Genomic DNA, 15,755 nt, shown 5'->3' with positions numbered 1-15,755 from the left:
GGAGGAGCCATGACCAGTTACCAGGGTCGCGACGCCGTCATCGTCGGCGCCGTCCGCACCCCCATCGGGAAGGGCAAGGCCAGCGGCGCGTTGCACGACGTGCTGCCCGCCGACCTGCTGGCGCACAGCCTGCGTGAACTGGTGGCGCGCACCGGCGTGGACCCGGCGCAGGTGGACGACGTCATCGCCGGCGCCGTGACCCAGGTCGGCGACCAGGCGGTCAACATCGCGCGCAACGCGCTGCTGGGCGCCGGGTTCCCGGAGTCGGTCCCCGGTACCACGGTCGACCGCCAGTGCGGCAGCAGCCAGCAGGCCATCAGCTTCGCCGCCCAGGGCGTGCTCGCCGGCGCCTACGACATCGTCGTCGCCGGTGGCGTGGAATCGATGTCGCGCGTGCCGATGGGCACCTCGGTGTTGCCGGGCAGCAACCCGTTCGGCAACGACATGTCGGCGCGCTACCCCGACGGCCTGGTGCCGCAGGGCATCAGCGCCGAGCTGATAGCCGCAAAGTGGGGCTTTTCGCGCACCCAGCTCGACGAGTTCTCCGCGTCCAGCCACGAAAAGGCCGCCCGCGCAACCAAGGACGGCCTCTTCGACAACGAGCTGATCGGAATTGCCGGACTGGAAACCGACGAGATCATCAGGCCCGCCACCACCGTCGAAACCCTGGCCACGTTGCAGCCGTCGTTCTACAGCGAGGCCGCGAAAGAGCACTTCCCGCAGATCAATTGGTCGATCACGGCCGGCAACTCGTCGCCGCTCTCGGACGGCAGCGCCGCAGTGCTGATCACCACGAGCGACGTCGCCGCCAAGCTGGGCCTGCGCCCGCTGGCCCGGATCCACACCACGACCGTGGTCGGCTCGGATCCCCTCTACATGCTGACCGGCGTCATCCCCGCCACCGAAAAGGTGCTGCACCGCGCCGGGCTGACGCTGGCCGACATCGACCTGTTCGAGGTCAACGAGGCCTTTGCGCCCGTCGTGCTCGCGTGGGCGGCCGACACCGGAGCGGATCTGGCCAAGACCAACGTCAACGGCGGGGCCATCGCGATCGGCCACCCGCTGGGCGCCAGCGGCGCCCGCATCATGACCACGCTGGTCAACGCGCTCGAGCAGCGCGGCGGTCGGTACGGCCTGCAGACGATGTGCGAGGGCGGCGGCATGGCCAACGCCACCATCATCGAGCGACTGTGAGAACGGAGGCCACCAACATGTCCAAGATCTTTGTCATCGGCGGCACCGGAGCCCAAGGCATCCCGATCGTTCGCGCCCTGGTCGCCGACAAGAAGTACTCCGTTCGAGTCCTCAGCCGGGATCCCGCCTCCCGGCGCGCCAGGGAACTTCTCGAACTAGGCAACGTCTCCATCCTGGAAGGCACATTCGCCGACGAAGCCGTGCTGCGGGAAGGGTTCCGCGGTGCCGACGGGGCATTCGTCAACATCGACGGGTTCAACACCGGCGAGAAGACCGAGATCTACTGGGCGATCCGCGCTTACGAGATAGCCATCGAAGAAGGCGTCAAATTCTTCGTATATGGAAACCTCGATTACGGCCTCAAGAAGTCGGGGTATGACTCGAGATTCCGCACCGGCCACTACGACGGCAAGGGCCGTGTGGGCGAGTGGATCCTGTTTCAGAATCAGGCGAATCGCGACCGGATGGGTGCGGCGGTCTTCACGTCGGGCCCCTACATCGAAATGGTGATCTCACCCGGGACACCGATGACACCAACCGTGGAGGACGGCGTCGTGACGTGGCGAGTTCCGCTGGGTGACGGCGCCGTGCCGCACGTGTCGCTCGAGGACTGCGGGTACTACGTTCGCTGGCTTTTCGATCATCAAGACCGCGCGAACGGCATGGACCTCGAGGTCGCAATCGACCAGGTGCGCTACGCCGACCTTGCCGCGGCGTTCGAGAAGGTCACCGGGCATCCGGCACGTTATATCGACACGGACCTGGACGAGTACTGGAGCAACGGTCCAATGAGCGCCGCCGCGCAGGCGCCCGCCGGATACAACGCGGACCCAAATGACAAGAGCACCATGAACATTCGCGACAACTTCACCGGATTCTGGAATCTGTGGAAGCACGAAATCGTCAACCGGGATTATGCCCTGCTCGATCAGATCCACCCGAATCGGATCAGAAGTGCCGAGGAGTGGTTACGGCGAGAAGATCAGCGGGGACGAGAGCTGGGCAAGGGCGGCCTGTGGGATAGGGTTCAACCGGAAAACCGGGCTCCGATTCTCAAGATCGGCGAAGACAGGCGGACAGGAAAGCTGTAATGACCGTAATACGTGCCGCCGCCGTGCAACTCAGCCCCGTGCTGTACAGCCGGGAGGGCACCGTCGACCGGGTCGTCGGCAAGATCGAACAGCTGGCCCGCCAGGACGTTCAGTTCGCGACCTTTCCCGAGACGGTAGTCCCGTATTATCCATACTTCTCCTTCGTCCAGCGCCCATTCGAAATGCGTTCGGAACAACTGAAATTGATGGACCAGGCGGTGACGATACCGTCGCCGGCGGTCGCCGCGATCGGTGCGGCGGCGCGGAGCGCCAACATGGTGGTGTCCGTCGGCGTCAACGAGCGTGACGGCGGTTCGCTGTACAACACCCAGTTGCTGTTCGACGCCGACGGCACCCTGATTCAGCGCCGGCGCAAGACCACGCCGACCTACCACGAGCGGATGATCTGGGGGCAGGGCGACGGCAGCGGGCTGCGCGCGGTCGACAGCGCCGTCGGGCGAATCGGGCAGTTGGCCTGTTGGGAGCACTACAATCCACTGGCGCGGTACGCCCTGATCGCGGACGGCGAGCAGATCCACTCCGGCATGTTTCCCGGATCGTTCGGCGGTGACCTGTTCGCGCAGCAGGCCGAGATCAGCGTGCGCAACCACGCGCTCGAATCGGGCGCCTTCGTCGTCAACGCGACCGCATGGATCGATGACGATCAGCGAGCGCAGATCGTGGCCGACACGGGCGGGCCGATCGGCCCGATCTCGGGTGGCTTCTTCACGGCGATCATCAGCCCCCAGGGCGAGTACCTGGGCGAGCCGCTGCGTTCCGGCGAGGGCGAGGTAGTGGCCGACCTCGACTTCTCATTGATCAACACCCGCAAGATCCTGATGGACGCCAGCGGCCACTACAGCCGGCCCGAACTGCTCAGTCTGATGGTCGATCGCACCCCGACGGCTCACGTGCACGAGCGCGTGGAACCATCCCCGGAGACCGAGAATGTCCACATCTGAAATCACCTTCCAGGGCGTGCGCGCACGCTACGGGAGCGCCAAGACCTACGACGAACTGGTCGCCTCGCTACTTGCCGACATCGGCGAAAAGCCGGTTCCGATCAATGATTTCGCGACGGCTGCGGGCGACTGGCAGTCCTATCAACGGCTGGTCGAACCCCATGTCGGGCCAAGTGGATTCATGCTGTTCGGGCTGCTCGACCATGGCACGTGGATCAAAAGGGCCGGCATCAAACGCAAGGTGCTGCGCGTCATCCTCGGCAACCCGCTGATCGCGATCACGATGTTGCGTCACGACGTGACCGCGGGGTTGTTTGCCCCGGTCGAGGTGCTGCTCGTCGACGAGGGGGACGGCCACAGCAGTCTGACCTACGTCAAGCCGTCGTCACTGATGGTCTTGGACACGGGCGCGGGGCCCAACCCCGAGTTACTCGGTGCCGCAAGGCAGCTCGATGCCAAGTTGGCCGCGCTTGCAGAAAAGGTGGCGGCCTGACGCCGATCCCTATGGCGTACCTTCCCAGTGCTTAGCGAGCGGTGTGCCGGCGAACTTTTCGAGCATCAAGCGGGAGAAGGACAGCAGCGCACTGCGTGGCCGGTGGTTCACTACGACCTGCTGGGTCTGCCCCGCGGCGTTAAAGGTGACCCACACAACAACGTTGGTGTGCACGCCGTGGATCTCAGTCGAGTAGTCCTCAACGAAGCCGTAGTCGCCAACCGGACCGGCGAAGTTGAACTGCTGGTTGTCATACACCTCGCGTGCGGTGACCACGATCGAGCGAACGTCGTCCGCGCCATGCGCGGTGCCGTCCATTGCCGCGGCCTCCAGGGTGACGTCGTCGGCGAGATTGTCCAGCCACACCGGGTAGTAGGGCTTGCCCATATACGTCATGCCGCGCCTCCCTCGGAAATCAACACTGAGCCTGCCATAGCCTCAAGACTTCCCGGGATGTTGTTCTCCGCGGTGGAAAACGGGTACTCCGCCTGCACGACGTTGCCGCAGGATGTAAAGGAGTCCAAAAGTGGCGAAAGATCATGGATCCAGCGTCAAGAATGACAAACAGTATGAGGGCCTGCGCAAGAAAGGGATGAGCAAGTCCCGGGCGGCCGCGATATCGAACTCGCCCGGCGCCTCCAGCCGGGGCGGCAAGAGCTCGGGCAGCAGCCAAAGCAGCCGCAGCAGCGGAAGCGGCAGCGGCGGTAACACGTCGCAGAAGAAGGCCGCCGGGCGCAAGGGCGGCAAGAAGTCGAGCTAGTTCGGCGAATCGCCCAGATCCCGAATTACATAGCGCCGCAGCGTAACTCAGAGCCAGCCGGTGCGGGCTGCGGCAACCGGCTCCGCGGCGGCGGGGGCCAACGTTCCGTCCCGCACACCGTCGAGCATCCGTTTCACTGCTGCGACAATCTCCGGGGCCGCCGCGGCGATCCCCTGCCGATCGGCGTCGGTGACCTCGTCGGCGCCGACGCCAGCGCGGGCCAGCACGGCGTCCGGGTCGGCCAGCTGATCGGCCAGCCAGGTCAACGGGGCTGCTGACAGCTCTGGAACGAAATGCCGGCGGCTCGGCTCCCATCCGTTGAAACGGGGATGGTGATGGGCCCGGTCGAGTGTGCCCGGCGGGCTCTCGGTTGAGCCGAAAAGGTCCACCCGCCACACCGGACGGTTGAAGGCGATCGGGACGCCGGCGTAGATCGACCCCTGCGGCGCGGCCCGGTCGATGAGGCGGAGTTCCAGCCTGACGCCCCGCTCCGGTGTTTCCTGACCTTCAAGCGGCGTCGGATCGACGAAGAACATGTCGCCGACGACTACACCCAGGGTTTCGAATCCGAACGCTTCGAGCATCGCGCACCTTCCCTCGTACTTTCCCGAGCGTAAACCCAGGACGTGCGGGGCGTGGTGGCGCCGTCGCGCCGAACGTGTTCTCAGGGCGAGAAATCGGCCAAAATTTCGCCATGAGTGCACGCTCGGCGAAGGGGATCGAACGTAACCCAGGCGGCCGTGCGCCGAACGTGAAACTGTTGCGCATTTCGGCGTGGAATTTCGCAGCCAGTTCACGCTCGGCGCAAAGGCCCGTAGAGACTAGGCCGCCAAGTCGTCGGAGTCGCCGGCCGCCGCTTTCGCGGCCCGCTTGTCGCGCCGCCAGCCCCGCACGGCGGCGATCGCCGACTTCAGCCCGCGCCGCCGGCCGGTCGCCGGATCGGTGCCGGCGAAACCGGGCTCCAGCCCCGCGAACATGCGCTCGCTGCGGGTCTCCGGCGCGTCGTCGGCGTTGTCCACCAGGTACTTGTTCGGCAGCGACAGCTTGGCCAGCGTGCGCCACGTCTTGCCGTACTGCACCAGGAATGAGCCTGTGGTGTAAGGCAAGTCGTACTTGTCGCAGACGGCGCGCACGCGCACCGAGATCTCGTGCAGCCGATTACTCGGCAGGTCGGGGTACAAGTGATGCTCGATCTGGTGGCACAGGTTGCCGCTCATGAACCGCAGCACCGGCCCGGCTTCGAAGTTGGCGCTGCCCAGCATCTGGCGCAGGTACCACTGACCCTTGGTTTCGCCGATCATGTCGGTCTTGGTGAATTTCTCTGCGCCGTCGGGAAAGTGGCCGCAGAAAATGACGGCGTTGGCCCACACGTTGCGGATGATGTTGGCAACAGCATTGGCCGTCAATGTCGACCGGAAAGTAGCGCCGGGCGACAGCGAGGTCAGCGCCGGGAACGCGACGTAGTCCTTGACCACCTGCCGGCCGGCCTTCGCCATGAACTCGTCGATCCGCTGCCGGGCCTCCTCGTTGTCCATGCGCTTCTTGACGATCTTGCCGATCTCCACATGCTGCAGGCCGACACCCCACTCAAACAGCAACGCCAGCAACGTGTTCCACACCAGGTTGAAGAAGTTGAACCGCTTCCAGCGCTGGTCTCGGGTGACGCGCAGCATGCCGTAGCCGACGTCGTCGTCCATGCCGAGGATGTTGGTGTACTTGTGGTGCACGAAGTTGTGCGTGTAACGCCAGTGCTTGGACGACCCGCTCATGTCCCACTCCCACGTCGAGGAGTGAATCTCCGGGTCGTTCATCCAGTCCCACTGGCCGTGCATGACGTTGTGGCCGATCTCCATGTTCTCGACGATCTTGGCCACGCCCAACGTGGCGGCGCCTGCCCACCACGCCGAACGCCGCGAACTGGCGGCCAGCATCAGCCGGCCGGCCACCTCCAGCGCGCGCTGGGCCGCGATGGTGCGACGGATGTAGCGAGAATCCCGCTCGCCGCGCGAGTCTTCAATGTCCTGGCGGATAGCGTCCAGCTCAACGGCCAGGCTTTCGATATCGGCGTCCGTGAGATGTGCGAATGCGTCGACGTCTGTGATCGCGATTGTCTCCACCTCCATGCGCTCGGTATGTAATCAGTTGTGGTTTGTACCTACGCTATCGTAACCTACGATTCCGTAAGTTACCTGTGAGTAGCCTTTAGATGTCGATCACGCAATCGCCCGAAGCGGCGGAAATACACGTCTGAACTCGGGTCCCGGGGTCGTGCTCCTTGCCGGTGCGCAGGTCGCGAACGTGGCCTTCCACCAGGCTAACCACACACGACTGGCAGATGCCCATGCGGCAACCGAAGGGCATCTGCACACCGGCGCCCTCGCCTGCGTCCATCAGCGAGGTCGCGGCGTCGGCGGCGACGGCGCGGCCGCTTCGGGCGAATGTCACCGTTCCGCCGGCTCCAGCGGGCGCGGCCTTGGACACCGCGAATCGCTCCAGGTGCAACCGGTCGCCGATGCCGGCCGCCGACCAGACCCGCTCGGCCTGATTTAGCAGGCCCTCCGGTCCGCAGGCCCAGGTGTGGCGTTGCCGCCAGTCCGGCACCTCGCCGTCGAGCGAGCCGAGGTCGAGCCGGCCCTGGGTGCGGGTCTCGCGCACCCGCAAGCGGTACCCCGGCTGGTCGGCCGCCAGTTCGCTCAACTCGGCGCCGAACATCATGTCGGATTCGGTGGGCACCGAATGCAGGTGTGCGATGTCGGTGATCTGGTCGCGGCGCGCCAGCGTGCGCAGCATCGACATGACCGGCGTGATCCCCGACCCGGCGGTGAGGAACAGGATCGACGCCGGCGCGGGGTCGGGCAGCACGAAATTGCCCTGCGGCGCCGCCAGCCGGACGATGGTGCCCGGTTCCACGCCGGCCACCAGGTGGCTGGACAGGAACCCCTCGGGCATCGCCTTGACGGTGATGGTCACCGTGCGCGCCGCTCCGGATCTGGGAGCGGATCGGGAAGTCTCGGCCGGGCTCGACGTCAGCGAATACGACCGCCAGCGCCAGCGCCCGTCCACCAGCAGGCCGATGCCCATGTACTGGCCCGGTTGGTAGTCGAAACTGAAGCCCCAGCCGGGCTTGATGACCAGCGTCGCGGAGTCTTCGGTCTCGCGGCGGACTTCGAGGATCCGGCCCCGCAGTTCCCGCGCCGACCACAGCGGATTGGCCAGGTGCAGGTAGTCGTCGGGCAGCAGCGGCGTGGTGATGCGCGCGGCTAGCTTACGAAGCGCGTGCCAGCCGGGATGACGCTCCGCCCCGACGACACTGGGGCGTTTGGTGTCCACGACGTTGGCGGCGATCGATGCATGCTGCTTACTCATTGGTAGCACCCCGTCACACAAGCTACGGTACCGTAACCTACGGTACCGTATCCAGGCTCGCGGGCCCAGAATGCGTCACACAGTTCCCCTCAGAGCAGGTCTAGCAAAAAGGGCAGCTCCTGGTTGGCGTACCAGGCCAGATCGTGGTCCTGAGCGTCGCCGACGATCAGGTCGGCGTCCTCGTCGCCCAGGTCGGCGGCGTCGATCGCCGCGATAGCCCTGGTGACGTCGTCCTCGGCGGCGGCGTTGTCGACGTACGCGGCGATCACCTGGTCGAGTGCGACGGGCGCGCCCAGTCTGACGACGGCGTCGTCCAGATCCGGACGGAACGTGGCCCCGGATTCGCCCAGGCCCACCTCAGCGGACAGCACCGCGCGCCGCGGCCGCAGAGCCGGGTCGGCCCCTCCCGCGTCCTGGGCCGCCAGCAGGCGCAGCGACGCAAGCGCGGCCTCGCGCAGCGCCACGTCGGCGAGTTCCTCGTCGTCACCTTCGGCGTAGGCCTCGCGCAATGTCGGGGTCACCGCGAACGCCGTGCCGTTGGCCGGCCACAACGAGCCGTCGGCGACAAGCTGCTGCAACATCGGCAGGGTGGCCGGGATGTAGACGTGGATCGTGGCGTCGCCCATGGCTAGCCCTCGATCAACGTGGCCGCATAGTCGTCGACGTACCTCGACAGCTCACGCGGCGGACGTTCGTAGTTGCCGCTTAGCACCGGGCGTTCCGGCAGCTCGACCTTGGGCGTCCGCACGTCGGTGTACTCGATCGTGGACAGCAGGTGATGCATCATGTTGAGCCGTGCGTGCTTCTTGATGTCTGATTCCACGACGTACCACGGACTGACCGGGGTATCGGTGTGCACCATCATCTCGTCCTTGGCGCGCGAATAATCCTCCCACCGGTACACCGATTCCAAGTCCATCGGACTCAGCTTCCATTGGCGCACAGGGTCATTGCGCCGCGCCTTGAACCGGCGCAGCTGCTCGTCCTCGGAAACCGAAAACCAATACTTGCGCAACAGAATCCCGTCGTCGATGAGCATCTGCTCGAAGATCGGCGTCTGCCGCAAAAACAGGGCATACTCCTGCGGCGTACAAAATCCCATCACCTTCTCGACGCCAGCGCGGTTGTACCACGATCGATCGAAGAGCACGATCTCGCCTTTGGTGGGCAGCTGAGCGATATAGCGCTGGTAGTACCACTGGCCGCGTTCGCGATCGGTGGGCGCGGGCAGCGCGGCGATACGGGCGACGCGCGGGCTCAGGTATTCGGTGATCCGCTTGATGGCGCCGCCCTTGCCCGCGGCGTCACGCCCTTCGAAGATGACCACCACGCGCGCGCCGGAATGCCGCACCCACTCCTGCAATTTCACGAATTCCGTTTGCAGCCGGAATAATTCGGCCTCATAGACGGCGTCGGAGATCCGGGGTTCGGACGAACCGGATTTCTTCTTCTTCGCCTTCGCCGACGCTTTGGCCTCTGCGTCGCCGTTTGTTGCGGTGCTCACATCAACGAATGCTATATCCACACAGCGATTTTGACGCCACTACCGAGAAGCTTCCAGAAGCTCCTCGAGCGATTGATTCAGCAGCCCGGGCAGCAGGTCGACATCGCTCATCGCATCGCGGTCGGCATTGATTCCGAAATACAGCATCCCGTTGTAGGACGTCACGCTGATGGCCAGCGCCTGGTTGTGCAGCAGCGGCGGCACGGCATAGCTCTCCAGCAACTTGGTGCCGGCCACATACATCTGCGACTGAGCCCCAGGCGCATTGGTAATCAACAGGTTGTACTGGCGCGCGGAAAAACCGGCGGCGACGCGGATGCCCATCGCGTGCAGCGTCGGTGGCGCAAAACCCGACAGCGTGACGATGGTCCGGGCGTCGACGAGACTGGCGGCCGTCGGGTTCGATTCGGTGGCGTGCGCGATCTGCGACAGCCGCACCACGGCGTTGCCTTCTCCCACCGGCAGGTCGACCAGGAACGGGGTGACCTGGCTGATCGTCTGGCCGGGGCCGGTGGAGTCGTGTTGACCATCGGAGTACACCGACAGCGGCGCCATCGCCCGGATCGTCGCGGTCGGCGATGCCGCTTCACCGCGCGACATCAACCAGTTGCCCAGCGCCCCGGCGATCACCGCCAGCACCACATCGTTGACGTCGCAGTCATACCGCGCCCTGATCGTCCGGTAGTCCTCGAGATTGCCCTGGGCGACCGTGAACCGCCGGCTGCGCGAAACCCGGGCGTTCAGCGGGCTGCTGGGCGCCGTCCCGCGCGCGATCGTGCGCGCGAAACCGACGACACGGCGGCCGGCGTCGAGCAATTCGCCGTAGTTCGTCGCCAGTCCGGCCACCGCGGATCCGACGGCCCGCAGCTGCGCGCCCGGCCCCATCACCCAGTCACTCACCGCGCCGAGCACCAGCCGGGTATTGCCGGGATCGCGTTCAGGTATCCAAATGTCTTCGGGGAACGGCGGCGGACGGCGCGTTCGGTCGGCGATGACGTGGCCGATCTCCAGCGCTGTCATGCCGTTGATGAGCGCCTGGTGGGACTTGGTGTACAGCGCCACGCGGTTTTTGTTCAGGCCTTCGACGAGATACATCTCCCAGAGCGGCCGCGACTTGTCCAGCGGGCGGGCGGCCAGCCGCGCGACCAGCTGGTGCAGCTGCTCGTCGCTGCCCGGCGACGGCAGCGCCGACTGCCTGACGTGGTAGGTGATGTCGAAGTCGCGGTCGTCGATCCACACCGGCCGGGCCGTGCCGATCACTTCGCGAACCTTCTGCCGGTAGCGCGGTATCTGGGCGAGCCGCTGCTCGACGGTGGCCAGTAACGTCTCGTAGCTCAATCCGGCGCGGGGGCGGCGAAGGATGGACAGCGATCCGACGTACATCGGGGTAGCGGAGTTTTCCAGCCGGTAAAACGACGTGTCCGACGGGGACAACCGGGTCACCACTGCGGCCATGTGCTCCTTGTCAATTCGCCCTCAATTCGCTGGCGCGCCTTCGTGCGCCTCGCTGGTGTGCCGTGTCCCTGACCACCGTAATCGCCCGAGCCGGGCGCGGCAGTGCACGGGTATACGGGAGACCGAATTGCGCGATGGCGACGAGCGCCTTAAAACAGGCCTAGCAACAACCGTCTGCCACTCTCCAGCAGGCTCCCCGCGTCCGCGTCGGACGACCCGTTCCGTGTGAGTTGGAGAGTGCCCGTTGACCACTAGTCCCTTTGCCGTCACGCCCGTCGTCGAATACGAGCCCGAAAGGCTCGTGCCGCGAAATGTCCCGCCGTGCCGGCCATCGCCGGTCGATGACTCCCGGCAGGCGGCGCCGCGCCGGGCCGGGCGCGCACCGGGCCGGGCCCACGCCGGGCGACCCCGCGGCCAACCGGAGGCGGCGACGGCGCTGTCCCCGTCGATGCGTCAGGCGGCGGTCTTCGCCGACGCCGCGCTGCGCCGAGTGCTGGAAGTCATCGACCACCGGCGGCCGCCGGCCCAGCTGCGGCCGCTGCTGGCACCGACTTTGGTCGACTCGGTGGAATCGGTGCGCCGCGCGCCGGCCGCCCGAAAGGGCGCCGCGGTGCTGCGCCGGATGCGGCTGCAACCGGTCGGACACCCCGCGACCGCGGCCGAGGTCTTCGGGTGCTACAGCCGCGGTGACCGCATGCACGCCATCGCCTGCCGGGTCGAGCAGATCGCGGGCGCGCGATGGCTGCTCGTCGCCCTGCACATCGGTTGACTCCCCGGGGCGCTACAGCGCTACGGCGCTGCGCGCTCCGGCGCCGGGCCGCCGGCGAAGCGCGCCAACACCGGACCCGCGATCGCCATGACGAAGACATACGAGGTCGCCAACGCGGCCACGCCGGGCACCGACGTACCGACCAACCCGATGATGACCAGGGAGAACTCGCCGCGGGCGATGAGCGCCGTGCCGGCCCGCAACTGCCCACGGCGCGCCACACCGTCGCGGCGGGCCGCGAATACGCCGGTGGCCACCTTCGTCGCGGCGGTGATGGCGGCCAGGGCGACGGCCACCGGAAGCATCGGAAGCAACTCGTGCGGGTCGACCGACAGGCCGATCGCCAGGAAGAAGATCGCGGCGAACAAATCGCGCAGGGGGCCCAGCACCTGGCGCGCCCGCTCCGCGGTCTCCCCCGTCAGGGTGAGGCCCACCAGGAACGCGCCCACGGCCGCCGATGCGTGCAGGGACTCGGCCAGGGCGGCGACCATCAGCGTGACGCCCAGTACCCGCAGCAGCAGCTGCTCGGAATCGGCGTGTGCCACCAGCCGGCCGACGTGATGTCCCCAGTGATACGACGCGACGAAGGCCAAAATCAGGGCGACGACCGCGGCGATCATGCCCGCGAGCGCCTCGAGCCAGGTACCTCCGGACGCCAGTACCGCGAACAGCGGCAGGTAGGCGGCCATCGCGAAGTCCTCGAGCACCAATACCGACAGCACGGCCGGGGTTTCGCGGTTGCCGAGCCGGCGCAGGTCTTCCAGTACCCGGGCGATGACACCCGACGAGGAGATGTAGGTGACGCCGGCCAACGCCAGGATCGCGACACCGTCCAGGCCCAGCAGCCAGCCGGCCACAGCGCCGGGCGCGGCGTTGAGCACCACGTCGACGGCGGCCGAGGGCAAATGGTGGCGCAGGCTGCTGGCGAATTCGGTCGCGGAGAATTCCAGGCCCAGGGTCAGCAACAGCAACACGATGCCGATGGGCGCGGCCGTCGTGATGAACCCACCGGCGGCGGCCACGGGCCAGATGCCGCCCTTACCCAGCGAGAGACCCCCCACCAAATAAAGCGGTATAGGGGACAACGCGAACCGGCGCGCGACAGTGCCCAACACCGCGAGCGCGGCCAGGAGGGCGCCGAGCTGAAATAGCAGCGCGCCCGAAACCTGCACTGGCTCAGCCCTTGTCGACGATCTGTTCGACTCCGGCGATGCCCTCCTCGGTGCCGATGACGATCAGGACGTCGCCCGCCCGCAGCGTCTCCGCCGGGCCCGGCGAGGCGAGCACGGCCTCGTCGCGCACGATCGCCACGATCGACGCGCCGGTCCGGGTGCGGGCACGGGTCTCCCCCAGCGGCCGGTCCACAAACGTGCCGCCCGGCCGGATGTGGACTTGGCCCGCTTCGAGTCCCGGCACTTCGCGGGTCAGTTCGGTGAACCGCTCGGCGATGCGCGGTGCGCCGAGAATCTGCGCCACGGCGTCGGCCTCTTCGTCGGTGAGGCGGAACACCGGGCGGGCCTGGTCCGGATCGTCGGGGCCGTACAGGACGACGTCGAAGTCACCGCCGCGCCGCGCGACGATGCCGATCCGGTCACCGCTATGGCTCACGAATTCGTATCGGAGACCGACGCCCGGCAGCAAGACCTCCTTGACATCCATAGCAGTCAATCCTCGGCGAAATACCGCCCGATGAGAAGCGGCACCGGCCAAACTCAGGTTTAACCCTGGGGCGCCGCCTCAGTCGGGTGCGGAGTCGCGTGCGGGCGTGGCCACGGCAGCACCATCGGCACCCGACGACGGTAGTCACGGTATTCGTCGCCCAGCGCGCCGATCAGGTCGTGCTCCTCCAGTTGCGTGGCGAGCAGGATGTAGCCCGTCATCCCGATCGAGAAAAGCAGATGCCCGGCCGTCATCGTGGGCGTCGCCCAGAAGGCGATGAAGAAACCCAGCATAAGCGGGTGGCGCACCAACTTGTACAGCCAGCGAGCGTGAAAACCTATGTGTGTGTACGGTTTTCCTTGCCAAGCCAGATACACCTGGCGCAGTCCGAACAGGTCGAAGTGGCTCACCATGAAGGTCGCCGCCAGCGCGATCGCCCATCCGAGCCAGAACAACGCCCACAGCGCCGTGCGCCCGACCGGCTGCCACACGTCCCAGATGACGGTCGGCATCGTGCGCCATTGCCAGTACAGCAGCACCAGCACGGCGCTGGACAACACCACGTAGGTGCTGCGCTCAATCGTCGACGGCACGACTCGTGTCCACCACGCCTTGAACCCCGGGCGCGCCATGACGCTGTGCTGGACGCCGAACGCGGCGAGCAGCAGCAGGTTGATCAGCACCGCCTGGCCGATGGGCGCGGAAATCCCGTGGTCCACGGATCGCGGGACCCAGAAGTTGCCCAGGAAAGCAACGAGGTACAGGAACGCGGCAAGAAATAGCAGGTACGCCACGGCGCCGTAGCCGACTATCAACAATCGCTTCATTCGCTGATTGTGCGCCTCGACGGCGCTTTTGAACATGGGGCGGATGCCTCATTTTCCGACGAGGCAGGCACGATTTCGGTCGTGTTTTTTAGCCGCGGGCCGGGTCCACCAGCCCGTGCTGCAGCGCATACATGCTGGCACCGATGCGGTTGGAGACCCCGATCTTGGCATACGTTCGCTCGACGTGGTTGCGGGCCGTCTTCTCGCTGATCACCAACGACGCCGCGATCTGCTTGTTGGACGCCCCGCGGGCGACCAGGCACAGCACTTCGATCTCGCGCGGCGTGAGCCCGCCCGGACGCAGCCGGGGCTGCCGCTGGGCGGGTTCGCCCGCCGCGTGGAGCACCGCCTCGGCGGCGACGGGGTCGAGCTCGCCCGCGCGCACCCGTTCGCGCAGCCGACGCGCCGCCGCGCCGGTCGACAGCTCGTCGCGATACGGCCTTGGCTCGCAAGCGGATTGGTAGCTCACCGCGGCCGCCAGCACGCGATCGGGCAGGCTCAACGCGGTCCCGGCGAGGCCACGGGGATAGCCCGAGCCGTCGAGGCACTCGTGGTGATTGCCGGCGACCTCGGCCAGCCGCGCGAGGCCGGGGACCTGGTTGAGGATCCGCACGGTGAGGTAGGGATGCAGCCGAACCCGTTCGAACTCGGCCGCACTCAACGATGCCGGCTTGGACCAGATTTGGTTCGACACACCGATGCGGCCCAGGTCGTGGACGTGGCCGGCACGTCGGGTCAGCGCCGCGGCACCGGCGTCGAGGCCCGCAGCGAGCGCCGCGTCACCGGCAAGGCGGGCCACCGCGCGCGAATGCCCCAGCGTGAACGGGCATTTCAGGTCGACAAAGTCGCCGAACGCGACGAGGAGGGCGTCCAGCCCCGGTTCGTCGAGCCGCTCGTGACGATCGGGCGCCTCGCGCAATGCCGCCGCCCAGGCGTCACCGGCCGGCGGGCCGGCCAGGATGGTGTCCGCGTGCTGGACGAACGCGTCGACGACGCGCGGGTCGAACTGGCCACCCCGTCGGCTGCGGGCCACGGCTACGGCGCCGTCGACCCCGTACGCGCGGTGGTGCACCTCGACCATGTCGGCGACCTGTGCGACCCGCATCTGGATCGGGATCTGCTCGCCGTGGGCGCCGCCGGGCAGGCCGCCGCCGTCGTATCGCTCGAACGCGAACGCGAGCGACGCCTGCACATCGGGCCCCAGGCCGATTCGGTCGGCCAGCAGCGCCGCCGACGTGCAATGCGAATGGATCAAGCGGGACAGCTGACCGCGCGCATTGACGAAAAGCGTTGCCATTATTGATAACCGGTGCGTCAGCGGTTCGCCGCGGCCGACGTTGCTCAGCAGGAAACGCAGATACGGCAGGCCCGACCAGTCGACCAGATAGGAGTCGTGGCGCACGGCGATGTCGTCGCCGAACCAGCGCGCGTATTCGTGGGAGTCGGCGTGACAACCGATCCACATGATCAGCGTCGTGTAGTACACGCAATCCCGTTGCGCATCGGTGAGCCCGAGCCGGTCCGCGAGCCGGGTCGCGATCATCGCGGCGCGAAGCATGTGCTCGGCGGGCTGCCCCAGGCCCAGGTCGATGGCCACGGACAGCGCGGCCAGCAGCTCTGCGCGAGTCGGAGCTTCGGACGCCTCGGCCGCCATCAACTCATTGTGCCCAGCTGA

The 15,755-nt window shown here is 66.8% G+C and carries 17 protein-coding genes; 6 read left to right on the top strand and 11 right to left on the bottom strand.

Translation table 11 applies throughout. From position 1 onward, the window contains the following. The first annotated feature begins 9 nt into the window (after positions 1 to 9). From A5747_RS15580 to A5747_RS15565, 4 genes are read left to right on the top strand one after another with little or no spacing between them, the layout of a single operon-like run. Positions 10 to 1,194, top strand: coding sequence for a thiolase family protein (locus A5747_RS15580; RefSeq protein WP_076125723.1), 1,185 nt, complete (start codon positions 10 to 12; stop codon positions 1,192 to 1,194). 17 nt (positions 1,195 to 1,211) lie between these two features. Continuing rightward, positions 1,212 to 2,285 carry an NmrA family NAD(P)-binding protein gene (locus A5747_RS15575; RefSeq protein ID WP_369805110.1) on the top strand — a complete coding sequence of 358 codons (1,074 nt, stop codon included), beginning with the start codon at positions 1,212 to 1,214 and terminating at the stop codon, positions 2,283 to 2,285. Continuing rightward, positions 2,285 to 3,247 carry a nitrilase-related carbon-nitrogen hydrolase gene (locus tag A5747_RS15570; protein ID WP_076125718.1) on the top strand — a complete coding sequence of 321 codons (963 nt, stop codon included), beginning with the start codon at positions 2,285 to 2,287 and terminating at the stop codon, positions 3,245 to 3,247. Before A5747_RS15575 ends, A5747_RS15570 begins: the two co-directional genes overlap by 1 nt. Then, complete coding sequence (locus A5747_RS15565) at positions 3,234 to 3,740, top strand: DUF302 domain-containing protein (protein ID WP_076125717.1); 507 nt, start codon at positions 3,234 to 3,236, stop codon at positions 3,738 to 3,740. The genes A5747_RS15570 and A5747_RS15565 overlap by 14 nt, the downstream gene beginning before the upstream one ends. 9 nt (positions 3,741 to 3,749) lie before the next feature. On the opposite strand, the gene A5747_RS15560 is transcribed toward A5747_RS15565, so the two are convergent. After that, entirely contained in the window at positions 3,750 to 4,136 is a 387-nt protein-coding gene (locus A5747_RS15560; RefSeq protein ID WP_076125715.1) for a hypothetical protein, read from the bottom strand. 130 nt (positions 4,137 to 4,266) lie between these two features. Between A5747_RS15560 and A5747_RS15555 the strand changes: the two genes are divergently transcribed. Then, entirely contained in the window at positions 4,267 to 4,500 is a 234-nt protein-coding gene (locus A5747_RS15555; RefSeq protein WP_076118935.1) for a hypothetical protein, read from the top strand. A gap of 47 nt (positions 4,501 to 4,547) precedes the next feature. Here the strand turns inward: A5747_RS15555 and A5747_RS15550 are convergent, their stop codons facing one another. The 6 genes from A5747_RS15550 to A5747_RS15525 all read right to left on the bottom strand — a co-directional run bounded on the left by A5747_RS15550 (position 4,548) and on the right by A5747_RS15525 (position 10,816). Next, positions 4,548 to 5,084, bottom strand: coding sequence for a hypothetical protein (locus A5747_RS15550; RefSeq protein WP_076125713.1), 537 nt, complete (start codon positions 5,082 to 5,084; stop codon positions 4,548 to 4,550). A gap of 237 nt (positions 5,085 to 5,321) precedes the next feature. Beyond that, entirely contained in the window at positions 5,322 to 6,608 is a 1,287-nt protein-coding gene (locus tag A5747_RS15545; protein ID WP_076125792.1) for a fatty acid desaturase, read from the bottom strand. A gap of 94 nt (positions 6,609 to 6,702) precedes the next feature. Next, positions 6,703 to 7,866 (bottom strand): ferredoxin reductase, encoded by a 1,164-nt coding sequence (locus A5747_RS15540; RefSeq protein WP_076125711.1) that lies wholly within the window; start codon positions 7,864 to 7,866, stop codon positions 6,703 to 6,705. A gap of 89 nt (positions 7,867 to 7,955) precedes the next feature. Continuing rightward, a complete protein-coding gene (locus tag A5747_RS15535) occupies positions 7,956 to 8,492 on the bottom strand; it encodes a hypothetical protein (protein WP_076125709.1) in 537 nt (178 codons plus the stop codon). 2 nt (positions 8,493 to 8,494) lie between these two features. Beyond that, on the bottom strand, positions 8,495 to 9,370 hold the full coding sequence (gene ppk2, locus A5747_RS15530) for a polyphosphate kinase 2 (RefSeq protein ID WP_076125707.1): 876 nt from the start codon (positions 9,368 to 9,370) through the stop codon (positions 8,495 to 8,497). Between the two features lie 39 nt (positions 9,371 to 9,409). Then, entirely contained in the window at positions 9,410 to 10,816 is a 1,407-nt protein-coding gene (locus A5747_RS15525) for a wax ester/triacylglycerol synthase family O-acyltransferase (RefSeq protein WP_076125790.1), read from the bottom strand. Between the two features lie 253 nt (positions 10,817 to 11,069). On the opposite strand from A5747_RS15525, the gene A5747_RS15520 reads away from it, so the two are divergent. Further along, complete coding sequence (locus A5747_RS15520) at positions 11,070 to 11,594, top strand: Rv3235 family protein (protein WP_076125705.1); 525 nt, start codon at positions 11,070 to 11,072, stop codon at positions 11,592 to 11,594. Positions 11,595 to 11,614: 20 nt separating this feature from the next. Here the strand turns inward: A5747_RS15520 and A5747_RS15515 are convergent, their stop codons facing one another. From A5747_RS15515 to A5747_RS15500, 4 genes are all read right to left on the bottom strand, one after another. Further along, on the bottom strand, positions 11,615 to 12,766 hold the full coding sequence (locus A5747_RS15515; RefSeq protein ID WP_076125703.1) for a cation:proton antiporter: 1,152 nt from the start codon (positions 12,764 to 12,766) through the stop codon (positions 11,615 to 11,617). 4 nt (positions 12,767 to 12,770) lie between these two features. Further along, positions 12,771 to 13,253, bottom strand: a complete 483-nt coding sequence (locus A5747_RS15510) for a cation:proton antiporter regulatory subunit (RefSeq protein ID WP_076125701.1) — start codon at positions 13,251 to 13,253, stop codon at positions 12,771 to 12,773. A 59-nt stretch (positions 13,254 to 13,312) separates the two neighbouring features. Then, positions 13,313 to 14,080, bottom strand: a complete 768-nt coding sequence (mddA, locus tag A5747_RS15505; RefSeq protein WP_198938202.1) for a methanethiol S-methyltransferase — start codon at positions 14,078 to 14,080, stop codon at positions 13,313 to 13,315. Between the two features lie 88 nt (positions 14,081 to 14,168). Then, positions 14,169 to 15,734, bottom strand: a complete 1,566-nt coding sequence (locus A5747_RS15500) for an HD domain-containing phosphohydrolase (RefSeq protein WP_076125697.1) — start codon at positions 15,732 to 15,734, stop codon at positions 14,169 to 14,171. Positions 15,735 to 15,755: the final 21 nt, after the last annotated feature.

The sequence above is a fragment of the Mycobacterium sp. IS-836 genome, assembly GCF_001954275.1.
Classification (GTDB): domain Bacteria; phylum Actinomycetota; class Actinomycetes; order Mycobacteriales; family Mycobacteriaceae; genus Mycobacterium.
Note: the sequence above shows the minus strand (reverse complement) of the source record. Positions and strands in the feature narration are given on the sequence as shown.

Bases quoted from the DNA above. Each gene is read 5' to 3' on its own strand.
- A5747_RS15540 (WP_076125711.1), bottom strand. From the start codon at position 7,866: ATGAGTAAGCAGCATGCATCGATCGCCGCCAACGTCGTGGACACCAAA.
- A5747_RS15535 (WP_076125709.1), bottom strand. From the start codon at position 8,492: ATGGGCGACGCCACGATCCACGTCTACATCCCGGCCACCCTGCCGATG.
- A5747_RS15500 (WP_076125697.1), bottom strand. From the start codon at position 15,734: ATGGCGGCCGAGGCGTCCGAAGCTCCGACTCGCGCAGAGCTGCTGGCC.
- A5747_RS15565 (WP_076125717.1), top strand. From the start codon at position 3,234: ATGTCCACATCTGAAATCACCTTCCAGGGCGTGCGCGCACGCTACGGG.
- A5747_RS15580 (WP_076125723.1), top strand. From the start codon at position 10: ATGACCAGTTACCAGGGTCGCGACGCCGTCATCGTCGGCGCCGTCCGC.
- A5747_RS15560 (WP_076125715.1), bottom strand. From the start codon at position 4,136: ATGACGTATATGGGCAAGCCCTACTACCCGGTGTGGCTGGACAATCTC.
- A5747_RS15550 (WP_076125713.1), bottom strand. From the start codon at position 5,084: ATGCTCGAAGCGTTCGGATTCGAAACCCTGGGTGTAGTCGTCGGCGAC.
- A5747_RS15575 (WP_369805110.1), top strand. From the start codon at position 1,212: ATGTCCAAGATCTTTGTCATCGGCGGCACCGGAGCCCAAGGCATCCCG.
- A5747_RS15510 (WP_076125701.1), bottom strand. From the start codon at position 13,253: ATGGATGTCAAGGAGGTCTTGCTGCCGGGCGTCGGTCTCCGATACGAA.
- mddA (WP_198938202.1), bottom strand. From the start codon at position 14,080: ATGAAGCGATTGTTGATAGTCGGCTACGGCGCCGTGGCGTACCTGCTA.
- A5747_RS15570 (WP_076125718.1), top strand. From the start codon at position 2,285: ATGACCGTAATACGTGCCGCCGCCGTGCAACTCAGCCCCGTGCTGTAC.